The organism is Streptomyces noursei (assembly GCF_001646665.1).
Lineage (GTDB): Bacteria > Actinomycetota > Actinomycetes > Streptomycetales > Streptomycetaceae > Streptomyces > Streptomyces lavendulocolor.
This window is the reverse complement of sequence record NZ_LWBU01000395.1, coordinates 95392-109335: the sequence shown is the minus strand read 5'-3', so window position 1 is coordinate 109335 and position 13944 is coordinate 95392. Positions and strand designations below refer to the sequence as shown.

The 13944-nt window shown below is 73.3% G+C and carries 13 protein-coding genes; 6 read left to right on the top strand and 7 right to left on the bottom strand.

Going from position 1 to position 13944, the window contains the following annotated elements; genetic code table 11:
• Positions 1–119 precede the first annotated feature (119 nt).
• From A4V12_RS32425 to A4V12_RS32415, 3 genes are all read right to left on the bottom strand, one after another.
• Positions 120–698 (bottom strand): TerD family protein, encoded by a 579-nt coding sequence (locus A4V12_RS32425; protein WP_064073068.1) that lies wholly within the window; start codon positions 696–698, stop codon positions 120–122.
• A gap of 136 nt (positions 699–834) precedes the next feature.
• Positions 835–2982 (bottom strand): excinuclease ABC subunit UvrB, encoded by a 2148-nt coding sequence (gene uvrB, locus A4V12_RS32420; RefSeq protein WP_064073067.1) that lies wholly within the window; start codon positions 2980–2982, stop codon positions 835–837.
• 103 nt (positions 2983–3085) lie between these two features.
• Positions 3086–3955 carry an MHYT domain-containing protein gene (locus A4V12_RS32415; protein ID WP_064073066.1) on the bottom strand — a complete coding sequence of 290 codons (870 nt, stop codon included), beginning with the start codon at positions 3953–3955 and terminating at the stop codon, positions 3086–3088.
• A gap of 430 nt (positions 3956–4385) precedes the next feature.
• On the opposite strand from A4V12_RS32415, the gene A4V12_RS32410 reads away from it, so the two are divergent.
• The 4 genes from A4V12_RS32410 (at position 4386) to A4V12_RS32395 (ending at position 8244) form a co-directional block, all read left to right on the top strand.
• Positions 4386–4928: a methylated-DNA--[protein]-cysteine S-methyltransferase gene (locus tag A4V12_RS32410; RefSeq protein WP_064073065.1), complete on the top strand. Its 543-nt coding sequence runs from the start codon at positions 4386–4388 to the stop codon at positions 4926–4928.
• 120 nt (positions 4929–5048) lie between these two features.
• Positions 5049–6290: an MFS transporter gene (locus tag A4V12_RS32405; protein ID WP_107415567.1), complete on the top strand. Its 1242-nt coding sequence runs from the start codon at positions 5049–5051 to the stop codon at positions 6288–6290.
• Positions 6291–6445: 155 nt separating this feature from the next.
• A complete protein-coding gene (locus A4V12_RS32400; RefSeq protein ID WP_064073063.1) occupies positions 6446–7354 on the top strand; it encodes a pseudouridine-5'-phosphate glycosidase in 909 nt (302 codons plus the stop codon).
• Complete coding sequence (locus A4V12_RS32395) at positions 7351–8244, top strand: carbohydrate kinase family protein (RefSeq protein WP_064073062.1); 894 nt, start codon at positions 7351–7353, stop codon at positions 8242–8244. The genes A4V12_RS32400 and A4V12_RS32395 overlap by 4 nt, the downstream gene beginning before the upstream one ends.
• Before the next feature lie 256 nt (positions 8245–8500).
• On the opposite strand, the gene A4V12_RS32390 is transcribed toward A4V12_RS32395, so the two are convergent.
• Complete coding sequence (locus A4V12_RS32390; RefSeq protein WP_064073061.1) at positions 8501–9133, bottom strand: hypothetical protein; 633 nt, start codon at positions 9131–9133, stop codon at positions 8501–8503.
• Positions 9130–9780 carry a winged helix-turn-helix transcriptional regulator gene (locus A4V12_RS32385; protein ID WP_064073060.1) on the bottom strand — a complete coding sequence of 217 codons (651 nt, stop codon included), beginning with the start codon at positions 9778–9780 and terminating at the stop codon, positions 9130–9132. The genes A4V12_RS32390 and A4V12_RS32385 overlap by 4 nt, the downstream gene beginning before the upstream one ends.
• Before the next feature lie 83 nt (positions 9781–9863).
• Between A4V12_RS32385 and A4V12_RS32380 the strand changes: the two genes are divergently transcribed.
• Entirely contained in the window at positions 9864–11075 is a 1212-nt protein-coding gene (locus A4V12_RS32380; protein ID WP_064073059.1) for a pyridoxal phosphate-dependent aminotransferase, read from the top strand.
• Between the two features lie 362 nt (positions 11076–11437).
• Here A4V12_RS32380 and A4V12_RS32375 read toward each other — a convergent pair whose 3' ends face one another.
• Entirely contained in the window at positions 11438–12175 is a 738-nt protein-coding gene (locus A4V12_RS32375; RefSeq protein ID WP_064073058.1) for a hypothetical protein, read from the bottom strand.
• A gap of 198 nt (positions 12176–12373) precedes the next feature.
• On the opposite strand from A4V12_RS32375, the gene A4V12_RS32370 reads away from it, so the two are divergent.
• Positions 12374–13042, top strand: coding sequence for a DUF2293 domain-containing protein (locus A4V12_RS32370; RefSeq protein ID WP_064073057.1), 669 nt, complete (start codon positions 12374–12376; stop codon positions 13040–13042).
• Positions 13043–13057: 15 nt separating this feature from the next.
• On the opposite strand, the gene A4V12_RS39860 is transcribed toward A4V12_RS32370, so the two are convergent.
• On the bottom strand, positions 13058–13795 hold the full coding sequence (locus A4V12_RS39860; RefSeq protein ID WP_434974784.1) for a chaplin: 738 nt from the start codon (positions 13793–13795) through the stop codon (positions 13058–13060).
• Between the last annotated feature and the right edge of the window lie 149 nt (positions 13796–13944).

Below are 13944 nucleotides of genomic sequence, written 5' to 3'. Positions count from 1 at the left end.
CTGTGTCCCCTCGATGCTGCGGCGTCCCGGAACCGCGGTGCCCCGGTGCCTCGGTGTGAACCGCAGCTCCCGGCGGCCTTGCCTCCGGGAGCTGCGGGTGTGCGGGTGGTGTGCCTCGCCTACAGGTGCGGCAGGATCGACGGCATGAGGTCCTGGAACGTACGGCCGTTGGCCGGGTTGCCCAGAGCCGTCATCTGCCAGCCGGAGCCGGCCCGGTGCACCTTGGCCATGATCTGCGCGGTGTACTGGCCGCCGCCGTCCAGGGTGTAGCGCGCGAGCTCCTGGCCGTTCGTCTCGTCGACGATGCGGCAGAAGGCGTTCTGCACCTCCTGGAACGTCTGCCCGGTGAAGGAGTTCACCGTGAAGACGATCTGGTCGATGTGGACGGGGACCCGCTGCAGGTCGACGAGGATCGCCTCGTCGTCGCCGCCCTGCCCCGCGCCGCCCACCAGGTTGTCACCGGTGTGACGGACGGAGCCGTCGTCGCTGACGAGGTGGCGGAAGAACACCACGTCGACGGGCTGCTTCTCGGCGAAGAGCACCGCCGAGGCGTCCAGGTCGACCTCCCGGGTGCGCGAGCCGAACAGACCGCGACGCGGCGCCGCCTGCCAGCCGAGCCCCATCCGCACCGCGGTGAGAGTCCCCCCGTCGCTCTTCTGCAGGCTGATGGCCTGGCCCTTGGTCATGTTGACCGTCACGCGCTGTCCCCTTCCGTTGCATACCCCCGCGACCATCTGAAGAGTGCGGTTGCCAGCACCCTACGCAGCGGCCGCGGGGCGGCAGCAGGCAAGGTCCGCTTTTGTGGCGGTGTTGCAACACAGCGGCCGCCCGGCGTCAGGCGATGCCCGCCTCCTTCATCTGCCGCAGTTCCTTCTTCAACTCGCCGACCTCGTCACGCAACCGTGCGGCCACCTCGAACTGCAGCTCGGCGGCGGCCGCCCGCATGCGCTCCGTCATCTCCTCGATGATCCCGGCCAGTTCGGCCGCCGGGCGGTCGCTGACCAGCGCGCCCTTCCCGGCCGCCTTCCCGCCCGCCTTGCCGGCCCGGGCGCCGCCCTGCGCCTTGCCGAGCGACGGCACGGGCGCCTTGGCCCCCTTGCCGTCCTTGGACTGGCGGTAGCCGGTGCCGAGCAGCTGCTCGGTGTCGACCTCCTCGCGCGCGATGGTCGCGACGATGTCGTTGATCTTCTTCCGCAGCGGCTGCGGGTCGATGCCGTGGGCCGTGTTGTACGCGACCTGCTTCTCGCGGCGGCGGTTGGTCTCGTCGATGGCCTGCGCCATGGCCGGGGTGATGGTGTCGGCGTACATGTGGACCTGGCCGGAGACGTTGCGCGCCGCGCGGCCGATGGTCTGGATCAGCGACGTGCCGGAGCGCAGGAATCCCTGCTTGTCCGCGTCGAGGATGGCCACGAGCGAGACCTCGGGGAGGTCGAGGCCCTCGCGGAGCAGGTTGATGCCGACCAGGACGTCGTACTCGCCGGCCCGCAGCTCGCGCAGCAGCTCGATCCGGCGGAGCGTGTCGACGTCGCTGTGCAGGTAGCGGACCTGGATGCCCAGCTCCAGGAAGTAGTCGGTGAGGTCCTCGGCCATCTTCTTGGTGAGGGTGGTGACGAGCACCCGCTCGTCGCGCTCGGTGCGCAGCCGGATCTCGTGCACCAGGTCGTCGATCTGGCCCTCGGTGGGCTTGACGACGACCTCGGGGTCGACGAGGCCGGTGGGGCGGATGATCTGCTCGACGAAGCCGTCGGAGCGGGACAGCTCGTACTGCCCCGGCGTCGCCGACAGGTACACGGTCTGGCCGATGCGCTCCTGGAACTCCTCCCACTTCAGCGGCCGGTTGTCCAGCGCGGACGGCAGCCGGAAGCCGTGGTCGACGAGGGTGCGCTTGCGGGAGGCGTCACCCTCGTACATGGCGCCGATCTGCGGCACGGTGACGTGGGACTCGTCGATGACGAGCAGGAAGTCCTCGGGGAAGTAGTCGAGGAGGGTGTTGGGCGGGGAGCCCGGCTCGCGGTCGTCGAAGTGCATCGAGTAGTTCTCGATGCCGGAGCAGGAGCCGATCTGGCGCATCATCTCGATGTCGTACGTGGTGCGCATCCGCAGCCGCTGGGCCTCCAGCAGCTTGCCCTGCTTCTCCAGCTCGGCCAGGCGCTCCTCCAGCTCCCGCTCGATGCCGTTGATCGCCTTCTCCATGCGCTCCGGTCCCGCCACGTAGTGGCTGGCCGGGAAGACGTAGAGCTCCCGGTCGTCGCTGATGACCTCGCCGGTGAGCGGGTGGAGGGTGGACAGCGCCTCGATCTCGTCGCCGAACATCTCGATCCGGACGGCGAGCTCCTCGTACACCGGGAAGATCTCGATGGTGTCGCCGCGCACGCGGAAGGTGCCGCGGGTGAAGGCCAGGTCGTTGCGGGTGTACTGGATGTCGACGAACCGGCGCAGGAGCTGGTCCCGGTCGATCTCCTCGCCGACCTTGAGGGGGACCATCCGGTCGACGTACTCCTGGGGCGTGCCGAGGCCGTAGATGCAGGAGACGGAGGCCACCACGACGACGTCGCGGCGGGTCAGCAGCGAGTTCGTGGCGGAGTGCCGGAGCCGCTCGACCTCCTCGTTGATCGAGGAGTCCTTCTCGATGTAGGTGTCCGACTGGGGGACGTACGCCTCGGGCTGGTAGTAGTCGTAGTACGAGACGAAGTACTCGACGGCGTTGTTCGGCAGGAGCTCGCGGAACTCGTTGGCCAGCTGGGCGGCCAGCGTCTTGTTCGGCGCCATCACGAGCGTGGGGCGCTGGAGCTGCTCGATCATCCAGGCGGTCGTCGCCGACTTGCCGGTGCCGGTCGCGCCGAGCAGGACGACGTCCTTCTCCCCCGCGTTGACGCGCCGGGCCAGGTCGGCGATGGCCGTCGGCTGGTCACCGCTGGGCTGGTAGGGGCTGACGACCTCGAAGGGCGCCACCGAGCGTTCGATCTTGGAAACGGGCCGCATGGATCCACCGTACGACCCGGCACTGACAGTCGGGAGGCCGAGCGGGACGGTGGGCAGCGGTGGCGGGGCGCCGGTGGGGTGCCGGCGGGGGTGCCGCAGGCGGTCAGCGGCCGCCGGTGCGCTCGCGGCGCCGGGGCCCGCGGACCGACGGGCGCGTGCCCGGGTCGTCGTAGGACCGGCCTCGCCAGGATGCGGGGGCCCCGGTGCCGTACGCCGCGGGGGCGGGGCCCCGCCGGTCGCCGTCCCCCGTGACCAGCAGCGGGTCGAGCATGACCATCAGCCCGGCGAGCAGCAGGAACACCGCCGGACCTATCAGCATCGGGACGAGCAGTGAGCTCGCCGTGTCGCCGGTGCCCGCCGCGGCGGCGCCGTGCAGGTGGACGCTGACGGCGGCCATGCCCGTGTAGTGCATGCCGGTGACCGCGGTGCCCATGGCGACGCTGCCGCCGAGGCTCGGCAGGAATCCGTGGACGGAGACGGCGGCCCACAGGGCGGAGGTCGCCGCCACCACCGCGATCACGACGGAGAGGGCGACGGTCGGCGTGTCGTACTGGAGCGTGCCGGGCAGGCGCATTCCGGCCATGCCGAGGTAGTGCATCGTGGCGATGCCGAGGCCGGTGATCGTGCCGCCGGTGACGAGTGCCATCGCGGTGGCGCCCCGGTACCCGACGATGAAGATCCCGATGCCGACCATGACGATCGCCACGGCGAGGCTGGCGAAGGTGATGGCCGGGTCGTAGCCGATGGGCGTCTCCCGGACGGTGAAGCCGAGCATCGCGATGAAGTGCATGGTCCAGATGCCCGAGCCGATGGCGGTGGCGCCGAGCGCGAGCCAGCCGAGGCGGGGAAGGCCGTGTTTCCGCAGCGACCTGGTGGTGCAGCGCAGGCCAAGGGCACCGCCCAGGCACGCCATGAGGAAGGCGGCCAAGGGTGTGACGAAGCCGTAGCTGAAGCCGTCGACCGTGCCCTGCATCCCGTACGCCCTTCACTCCTGGTGCCCGCCGTCCGGAAGCCTCGCGCGCGTGCCGCGGCGCCGGTGGTGCCATGTGTACCCGCTGGTACGGGAGCGAGGCTATGGCGCATCGGCGGTGGAGCAAACATTCACAGGTCGATTTGTCGACAGAAAGGACCGGGATGCGCCGCCGTGCGCCCGACCTTCACATTCCGGCCATCCACCGCCCACACGGAGCCCGGCCGGCCGTCACGGGCCGGGGCCTTCGCCGGCCATCGCGGGCGGGTCCGCCCCGGGGGCCTCGCCGGCGGGTCGCACGCCGGCTGCCGGCCGACGCCCGCCGAGCGGGTCGGCGCCCGCCGAGCGAGCGGGCAGAGGCAGGCCGGGCGGGCGGGACCGGGCGGGCTGGGACTCGGCGGCGTTGTCAGTGGCCGGTCGTACGGTGGTCGGCATGGACAGCAACGGGCAGTTCGTGGAGTGGGCCGTCGTCGGCAGCGACATCGGACCGCTCATGCTCGCCGCGACGGGCGAGGGGCTGGTGAGCGTGTCCTTCCACGCCGACGACGCGGTGCGCGACCGGATGTCGAAGCGACTGGGGGCCCAGCTCGGCGCGGAGCTGGTGGAGTGCTCGACGGGGCGGCTGGCCGAGCCGATACGCATGCTGGACGCGTACTTCGCGGGTGCGCTGCGCGAGTTCCGGCTGCGGCTGGACTGGTCGCTGACGGCCGGGTTCAACCGGCAGGTGCTGCGCGAGCTGGCGACGGGCGTGCCGTACGGATCGGTCGTCGGGTACGGGGAGCTGGCCGACCGGGTGGGGCAGCCCGGCGCGGGTCAGGCGGTGGGCGCGGCGATGGGCGCCAACCCGCTGCCGGTGGTGGTGCCGTGCCACCGGGTGGTGGAGAGTGACGGGGGGATCGGCGGGTTCGGCGGAGGACTGGAGACGAAACGCCGGCTGCTGGCACTGGAGGGGGTGCTGCCGCAGCCCCTGTTCTGAACGTGTAAGGGGTGGCAAACTGCTGCGGTGACTACGGATTCCGACATACCCGAGCCTTCCGGGCCGGTGCGGACGGTCCCCTCAGGTGCCGGCTCCACGGCCGCTTCCCCCGCCTCCGTCCTGGCCGCCGACCTGCCCGCGCTGCGGCGCCGCATCTCGGCCGTCCTCATCGCCGGCCAGATCCTGGGCGGCCTGGGGGTCGCGACCGGGATCGCGCTCGCCTCCGTACTGGCGCAGGAGGTCAGCGGCACGGAGGCGCTGTCCGGGCTGGCCCCGACCGCCATGGTCGCCGGGACCGCACTGCTGTCGGTGCCGCTGGCCGCGCTGATGGCCGCGCGGGGGCGGCGGCCCGGGCTGGTCCTGGCGTATCTGATCGGGGCGGCGGGCGCGGGTGTGGTGGTGCTGGCCGCGGTCCTGGGGAACTTCCCACTGCTGCTGGCGGGCATGGCGGGCTTCGGGGCCGGGTCCTCGGCCAACCTGCAGGCCCGGTTCGCGGCCGCGGACCTGGCGGAACCCGAGCGGCGCGGACGGGCCATCTCCACCGTGGTGTGGGCGACGACCATCGGGGCGGTGCTCGGTCCCAACATCGCCGCCCCCGCCGGGCGCAGCGTGACGGGGCTCGGGATACCGGCGGCGGCCGGACCGTTCCTGTGGGCGGCCGGGGTGTTCCTGGTGTCCGCGGTGGTGGTCGCGGCGCTGCTGCGGCCCGATCCGCTGCTGACCGCCCGGGCCCTGGCGGACGGCACCGAGGAGGCCGCCGGACCGGAGGGCCGGTCACTGCGGGCCGGTGTAAGAGCCGTGCGGGAGTCACCGAGGGCCAGGCTGGCGCTGGTCACCGTGGCGGTCTCGCACACCGCCATGGTCTCGATCATGTCGATGACGCCCGTGGCGCTGAGCCACCACGGGGCGGACATCACGCTGATCGGACTGGTCATCAGCGGCCACATCGCGGGCATGTACGCCTTCTCCCCCGTGATGGGCCGGCTGTCGGACCGGCTGGGCAGGCTGTCGGTGATCGGTCTGGCGGTGGCCCTGCTGGCCGTCGCCGCGTTCCTGGCCGGCACCGCCGGTGCGAGTCACGGCCGGACCGCGGCGGGACTGTTCGTGCTGGGCCTCGGATGGTCCGCGGGGCTCGTCTCGGGCTCCGCGCTGCTGACCGACTCGGTGCCCCAGGCCGCGCGGGCCGCGGTGCAGGGACTGTCGGACCTGACCATGAACACGGCGGCGGGCATCGGCGGCGTGGGGGCCGGCCTCATCGTCGCGCACGCGGGCTACGGCTGGCTGAACGCGGTCGGGGCGCTGCTGCTGATTCCGCTGGCCGCCCTGGCCCTCCGGCGGAAGCCGGCCGGAGCGACCGGCTGACGCCGGGCGTCCGGCGTCCGGGGACGGCCGGGTGGACGCCGGGCGGCGACGGCCGGTGGGCGCGGGGCGGCGACGGCCGGTGGGCGCGGGGCGGCGGCGTGGACGAAATCCCGTCCGGACGTTTGCGCGGGCCGGCGCCGCGCCAGGGATGGGACATGCCGGAGACCACTGTGACGCTGTCGGAAGAGGTACGGGAGGCGCTGGCGGGCCGACGGCCCGTCGTCGCCCTGGAGTCGACGATCATCGCGCACGGCCTGCCCCGCCCGCGGAACCTGGCCGTGGCGCAGGAACTGGAGGCCCTCGTACGGGCCAGTGGAGCCGTCCCGGCCGCGGTCGCCGTGCTGGACGGGGTCGCGAGGGTCGGGCTGGACAAGGGGCAGGTGGAGCGGATCGCGGCCGATCCCGGTGTGCGCAAACTGGGGCACCGCGACCTGGCGCCCGCCTTGGCGGCCGGGGCGAGCGGTGCCACCACGGTGTCCGCGACCGCGTTCCTGGCGGCGCGCGCGGGCATCAGGGTCTTCGCGACCGGCGGGCTGGGCGGGGTCCACCGCGAATGGGCGCAGACCCAGGACGAGTCGGCCGACCTCCGGCTCCTGGCGCGGACCCGGATCGCGGTGGTGTGCGCGGGCGTGAAGTCCATCCTCGACGTGCCGGCGACCCTCCAGCGGCTGGAGACGCTGGGCGTGGGCGTCCTCGGCTACGGGACGGAGCACTTCCCCGGCTTCTACCTGTCCTCCTCCGGGGAACCGGTCGACTGGACCGTGCGCTCCCCGCAGGAGGTGGCGGCGGTGATACGGGCGCAGGACGCGCTGGGCGGCCCTGAGGCGGCGCTGGTGGTCGCCAACCCGGTGCCGGCGGCGGAGCAGCTGGATCCGGAACTGCACGACCGGGTGCTCGCGCGGGCGCTGGACGAGTGCCGGCGGCAGGGGATCACCGGCCAGGCCGTGACGCCGTTCCTGCTGGAGTACCTGATGCGGCACACCGACGGGGCGTCCCTGGAGGCCAATCTCGCGGCGGTGCGCGGCAACGTGCGGCTCGCGGCGCGTATCGCCGCCGCGCTGTGAGCGGCGCGCTGCTCGTCGTGGGCGACGTGGTCACCGATGTGGTGGCCAGGTACCGGGGCCCGCTCGCCCCGGCCACGGACACCGCCGCGGAGATCCGGACGCTGCCGGGCGGGGCGGGGGCGAACGTGGCGTGCTGGGCGGCGCGCGGGGGCTGTGCGGACGTGCGGATCCTGGGGCGGGTGGGTGCCGACCGGGCCGCCTGGCACGAGGAGCGGCTGCGGCGGGCGGGAGTGCGGCCGCTGCTCGTCCGGGACGCGGGTGCGCCGACCGCGACGGTGGTCGCGTTGGTCGACGGGAACGCCGAGCGGACGTTCCTGACGGACAGCGGCGCGGCGCTCCGGCTCGCGCCTGGCGACTGGTCGCCAAAGCTGCTGGACGGCGTGACGCACCTGCACCTGTCGGGGTATCTCTTTTTCGCCGGGACCAGCCGCGAGACGGCGCGGCTGGCCCTGGCCACAGCGCGTGAGCGGGGCGTTCCGGTGAGCGTGGACCCCGCGTCGGCGGGCTTCGTCCGGGAGTTGGGGGCGGCTCCGTTCCTCGCCGCGGCCGAGGGCGCGGACCTTTTCCTGCCCAATGCCGACGAGGCCGCCCTGCTGACGGGCCTGGCCGCACCCGAGGAGGCGGCAGCCGCCCTGAGCGGGCGCTTCCCGCTCGTCGTGGTGACGACCGGCGCCGCGGGCGCCCTGGTGGCCGAGTCGGGGCGGATCGTGGCGCGGGTCGTCGCCCCGGTGGTCCGGGCGGTCGACTCGACGGGGGCGGGCGACGCCTTCACCGGTGCGTTCCTGGCGGCCCACCTGTCCGGCGCCGGCCCGGTCGCGGCGGCGGAAGCCGGGTGCCGTGCCGGGGCCACGGCCGTCACTGCCCTGGGCGGCCGTCCGCCGACCGGGTAACGGTGCCGGGCGGGTGAGGAGCGGGGCGGCCGTGGCCGTGTGCCGGGCGGTGTGAGCGGCGGGAGCGGGACGGCGTGAGGGTCGCGCGCGTGAGGGCCGGGAGGGGGGCGGCGGGAGCGGGGCGGCGGGAGGGCCGGGAGCGGGCGGCCGTGGCCGTGTGCCGGGCGGTGTAAGCGGCGGGAGCGGCCGGGCAGCGCGCACCGCAAGCGGGGCGCCCCTGGCCGTGTGCCGAGCGGGGCTGCGCCGGACACGGCCCCTACGGCAGGCCCGTCCAGGCCGGGTGGCGGGGGTCGTCGGCGCGGACGACGACGTCGGCGGCTTCGGCGGGGGCGACCTCGGCCTCGTACCGCTCGAAGGCCGGGAGTGTCCACGGCTGCTCCGTGCGGCGGGCCAGCGCGCCCGGCGACAGCCGGAGGTGGACCGTCAGGTCGAAGGGGAACCAGTGGCCGAGCAGGAACGGCCCGTGCAGCACGAGGACCCCGCCCGGGGCCAGCGTCCGGTACGGGCTGCGAGTCGCCCGGTCGGTCACCGGGTCCCACAGGTCGGGCAGCACCCGTCCGCTGCCGCCCGGTTCCAGCGGCGCCAAGACCTCCCGCCACAGGGCGCCGGTGTCGAACCAGCCGCTGTAGTAGGCGTCCGGGTCCTCCTTGCCGTACTCGTACCGCAGTGACGCGGGCCGCAGGAACCCGCCCGTGCCGACGGCCGCCACCGCCCGGCCGCGCACCAGCAGGGCCTCCGCCAACCGCTCGGCGGGCTCCTCGGGCCGGGCGGCCGGTGGACCGTCGACGGCCACCTTGAGCCACGGCCCGCCGTCGGCCGGGGTGAGGCCGTCCACGTGCGCGGCGAGGGCGTCGGTCAGGCGTTCCCAGGTGATCGGTTCGAACTTCACGCCCTCATGGTGCCCGGGACGACCGCCGCGAAGGCGTCCCCGACCTCGCCCACTACCTCGATGCGGCCGGCCGCGACACCCTCCCCGACCGGCAGGGAGCCCCGCGCCACGGCCAGGCAGGTGGCCGCGTCCATCCGCAGGGACAGGTCCGGCGCACCGGCGGCGGGCCCGTCGGCGTACTCCACGGCACCCCCGCCCACGCGCGCGTGGAACACGCCCTCGTCGAGGCGGACTTCGACCACTCCCGGCGCCGTCGCCGACGCCTCCAGGACGTCCAGCAGCGGGAGGGCGAACCAGTGCGCCCGCACCGCGTCGGTGGGGCGGGGCGCCTCCAGCGCCGGGGCACCCCAGGCCGCCAGAGCGCGCAGCACGGGCAGCAACCCCGCCCCCCGGTCGGTGAGTTCGTACACGTACGCGGAGGCGGGCGGCGGGAGCCGGCGGCGGGCCACCAGGCCGTCGCGCTCCATGTCCTTCAGGCGTGAGGCGAGCATGTCGGTGCTCACACCGGGGAGGTCGGCGTGCAGATCGGTGTAGCGGCGCGGACCGGCGAGCAGTTCGCGGACGATCAGCAGGGTCCAGCGGTCCCCGACGGCGTCGAGGGCGCGAGCGGCGGCGCAGTACTGGTCGTAGCTTCGTCGACGTGGCATACGACGCAGTCTAGACAACTTGTTGGACTTTCCAAGCTCTCACTTGGTAAAACCAAGCAACACCACTTCTGGGAGGCGCCCGTATGGAGTTCCGGCAGTCGAGCAAGCTCAGCGAGGTCTGCTACGAGATCCGCGGCCCGGTCATCGAGCAGGCCGACGCGCTGGAGGAGGCGGGTCACAGCGTGCTGCGCCTCAATACCGGCAACCCCGCGCTCTTCGGCTTCGAGGCGCCCGAGGAGATCGTCCAGGACATGATCCGGATGCTCCCCCGGGCGCACGGGTACACCGATTCCAAGGGCGTCCTCCCGGCCCGCCGCGCCGTCGCCCAGCGCTACCAGGCCCTCGGCCTGCCCGACGTCGACGTGGACGACGTCTTCCTCGGCAACGGGGTCTCCGAGCTGGTCTCCATGGCCGTCCAGGCCCTCCTGGAGGACGGCGACGAAGTCCTCATCCCCGCGCCCGACTTCCCCCTGTGGACGGCCGTCACCACCCTCGCCGGCGGCCGGCCCGTCCACTACCTGTGCGACGAGTCGGCCGACTGGTACCCGGACCTCGACGACATGGCCGCCAAGATCACCGACCGGACCAGGGCCGTCGTCATCATCAACCCCAACAACCCCACGGGCGCGGTGTATCCGCGTGAGATCGTCGAGGGCATCCTCGACCTCGCCCGGCGCCACCAGCTGATGGTCTTCGCCGACGAGATCTACGACCAGATCCTGTACGACGGCGCCGTCCACCACACCGCCGCCTCCCTCGCCCCCGACCTGGTCGTCCTCACCTTCTCCGGCCTGTCCAAGACCTACCGCGTCGCCGGCTTCCGCTCCGGCTGGCTCGTCGTCACCGGGCCCAAGCAGCACGCGCGCAGCTACCTGGAGGGGCTCACCATGCTCGCCTCCATGCGCCTGTGCCCCAACGCCCCCGCCCAGTACGCCATCCAGGCCGCCCTCGGCGGCCGCCAGTCCATCCGCGAACTGACCGCCCCGGGCGGGCGCCTCCATGAGCAGCGCGACAGGGCGTGGGAGAAGCTCAACGACATCCCCGGCGTCTCCTGCGTCAAACCCAAGGGCGCGCTGTACGCGTTCCCGCGCCTCGACCCGAAGGTGCACCGCATCCACGACGACGAGAAGTTCGTCCTCGACCTGCTGCTGCGCGAGAAGATCCAGGTCGTTCAGGGCACCGGCTTCAACTGGCCCCGCCCCGACCACTTCCGCATCCTCACGCTCCCCCACGCCGACGTCCTCGACGCGGCGATCAGCCGGATCGGCCGCTTCCTGAGCGGATACCGCCAGTAGCCCGGAAAAGGAGCGGGCCCGGGGGCGTAGCCGGCCCCCGGGCCCTGTGGATACCGCTCACATCACACGCCGGCACCGTGCGACCCGGATCAATCGTCATGTCGCCGCGTCCTGCCTTTGGACGACCGCGCATCGAGCTGCGCGGGCCGGAGTCGAACCGGCATTTCGACGCACCAGGTCCGGGCCCGGTCGTACCGGCGATGAGCGGCGAATGCTGAGTCTGGAGCAATAGTCTGAGTCTGAGGGCGGCTCCTTACCGGAGACCGCTCCGTCACGACAAGCTTCAGCTTCAGCTTTGCGCTCCTCGCGCACCCCGGCCCGCGAGTGCGCGGACCGGGGAGTTCATGGGTGTGTCGTGCGGGTCACCCGAAGAGGTAGCCGAACACGGCGTCACCGACGCGCTGGTCGGTGACCTCCGCGCTGTTCGCCTCCTCCCGGGCGAACTTCACCGCCTGCTGGAGCTTGTCCACGCGCTCCAGCAGCTCGTTGACGCGCCGCGCGGGCAGCGCGCCGGAGAACTTGACGGTGGTCCAGTACCCGACGGGGATGTCCTCGTAGTACACCTCGACCTGGGCCGGGTGCTTGTCGGTCGCCTCCGCCTTCACATGGTTGCGCGGCACCTTCTTCGTCCGCACCGTCCGTACCGGCTCGGTCTTCCACGCGTCGGTCGACGGGTCCTGGCTCCACGACTCGGCCGCGTCGAGCACCGGCAGCTTGCGGAGGAAACCGGCTATGTCCGTCAGCTGCTTCTCCAGGAAGAGGAGATACGCGACAGGGGCCTGGCTCACCAGCACGCGCCCGTCGACGGCGACGTCCGCACGGGCGGTGCAGTTCGCCCAGTCCTTGGTGGCGGTGACATCGAACAGCCTCGTCAGGGTCTTCGCCGTGTCCCGCAGCACGTCCTCGGCCTTGACCTGGACGAGGGTGGACTCGGGCGGCAGCTGCTCCCCTTCCTCGTCCTTCGGCTGGTACGTACGGGCGATGCCCGCGAGCAGGGCGGGCTTCTGCAGCCCGTGGTGCGCCGCGGCCAGGTCCTGCTGCGCCTTGGCCTTGACGCCCTTCTCAACGGCGATGATCTGATTGAGTCTTGTCGTTGCCACGGGGGAATCCAATCAGCACCGGCGTGCCTGGATCGAATGATTTTTCAGGAGTGGCGAGGAGGGCCTTCGAGGTGACGCACCGCATGCACAACGCGAAGGACGCGGCGGAGGACGTCGTGGGGCGGGAGCGCCGTGCGGAGGGGGCCATCGAGGCGCCGGCCGCGTCCCTCGGGGCCGCGGCACCGAGCGTGCGCTGACATGGCGGGCCCGGGGGTACCGGCACCGCTGGTGGTGATCGAGCCGCGGAGGCGCCGCCACTGCGCGGAGTGCCGCGGCGGACCGCTCACGCGGATGGTCCTCGAGTTCAACGAGCCGCTCTGCCTCGACTGCGCGGACCTCGGCCACCTGGTCCACCTGCCGCGCGGGGACGCGGCTCTCACCCGCAGGGCCCGGGAGGCGAGCGGCCTCTGGGCGGTGGTCGTACGCCACAACCGGCGCCGCACCCGGTACGAGCGCCAGGGCATCCTCGTGGAGGAGGCCGCCCTCGCGCGGGCGGAGGCGGCGTGCCTGGCCGACGCCGAGGCGCGCGCCCGGCGCCGGGCCCGGGACGCGGCGCGCCGGGCCACCGAGGACGTACGGTTCCGGGACGCGCTGGCCGCCGAGATCCTGCGCCTGTTCCCCGGCTGCCCGCCGGAGCGCGCGGCCGGGATCGCGGCGCACGCCGGGGAGCGCGGGAGCGGCCGGGTGGGGCGTACGGCGGCGGGGCGGGCCCTGGACGAGGGTGCCGTCGGCGCGGCGGTCCGGGCGTCGGTGCGGCACCTCGACACCGAGTACGACGCACTGCTGATGCGTGGTGTCCCCCGCCGCCAGGCGCGTACCCGCGTGGCACCGGTCATCGAGTCGGTGCTGGCCGCCTGGCGGCGGTGACCCGCTGCCGGTCGGTCAGGTGCGGTCGGCCGCCGCGCGGAAGCGGCGGTAGAGGAACCCTCCGCCGAGCATGAGGCCCATGGCGGCGGGCACGCCGGCGCCGAGCAGGCCGGCACCGGCACCGGTCTCGGCCAGGGACGTCGAACTGGTCTGCGGCTGCGGCGCGGGCGCCTCGTCCGCCGGGGCGGGTGCCGGGGCCGGCGCGGCGGGCTCGTCGGGCTCCGGCGGCGTGACGGGCTCGGCCGGCTTCTGCGGCTTCGTGGGCTGCTGCGGCGTGGCCGGCGGCTTGCTGCCGCCGTTGGTGGAGGTGTTGCCGAAGGTCGGGTTGAGCGCACCGACCAGGCTGACCGAGTTGCCGCTGACGTTGACCGGCAGGTCGACGGGCAGCTGGATGCCGTTGCCGGAGATCACACCGGGCGACCCCACCGCGGCGCCGTCCGCCGAGGCGCCGCCACCGCCGCCGCCGTTCGAGCCGCCGGCGCCACCGTGGTTGCCGTGGTTGCCGCCGTGGGAGGTGCCCGGACGGTCCTTGTGCTGGTGGCCGCCGCCCTTGTTCTTGCACGTGTTGCCGGCCGCGGGGTTGAGGAGCCCGACCACGTTGACCGTGTTGCCGCAGACGTTGACCGGGACGTCCACCGGCAGCTGCACGGCGTTGCCGGAGATCAGCCCGGGCGATTCGGCCGTGGCGCCGGCCGCCTCGGAGTCGGCGTGCGCGTATCCCGCCGCCAGAGCGAGTGCGCCGCCCGTGGCCATCAGAGTGACCAGACCATTTCGGCGAGTGTGCCTCATGGCTTCCTGCCTTCCGGAGAGTTTCACGGGCACCCGCCCGCACCGGAATTAACGCCCTACAGCCAAGGCGGGTTATGACGCATCCGCCATTCACCCCAACGAGTGGCGGGTCA

What these genes read in the sequence shown, in the direction of transcription:
- A4V12_RS32385 (WP_064073060.1), bottom strand. Translation starts at nt 9,780, where the DNA reads ATGCCACGTCGACGAAGCTACGACCAGTACTGCGCCGCCGCTCGCGCC.
- A4V12_RS32400 (WP_064073063.1), top strand. Translation starts at nt 6,446, where the DNA reads ATGCCGGAGACCACTGTGACGCTGTCGGAAGAGGTACGGGAGGCGCTG.
- uvrB (WP_064073067.1), bottom strand. Translation starts at nt 2,982, where the DNA reads ATGCGGCCCGTTTCCAAGATCGAACGCTCGGTGGCGCCCTTCGAGGTC.
- A4V12_RS32410 (WP_064073065.1), top strand. Translation starts at nt 4,386, where the DNA reads ATGGACAGCAACGGGCAGTTCGTGGAGTGGGCCGTCGTCGGCAGCGAC.
- A4V12_RS32415 (WP_064073066.1), bottom strand. Translation starts at nt 3,955, where the DNA reads ATGCAGGGCACGGTCGACGGCTTCAGCTACGGCTTCGTCACACCCTTG.
- A4V12_RS32370 (WP_064073057.1), top strand. Translation starts at nt 12,374, where the DNA reads ATGGCGGGCCCGGGGGTACCGGCACCGCTGGTGGTGATCGAGCCGCGG.
- A4V12_RS32380 (WP_064073059.1), top strand. Translation starts at nt 9,864, where the DNA reads ATGGAGTTCCGGCAGTCGAGCAAGCTCAGCGAGGTCTGCTACGAGATC.
- A4V12_RS39860 (WP_434974784.1), bottom strand. Translation starts at nt 13,795, where the DNA reads ATGGCCACGGGCGGCGCACTCGCTCTGGCGGCGGGATACGCGCACGCC.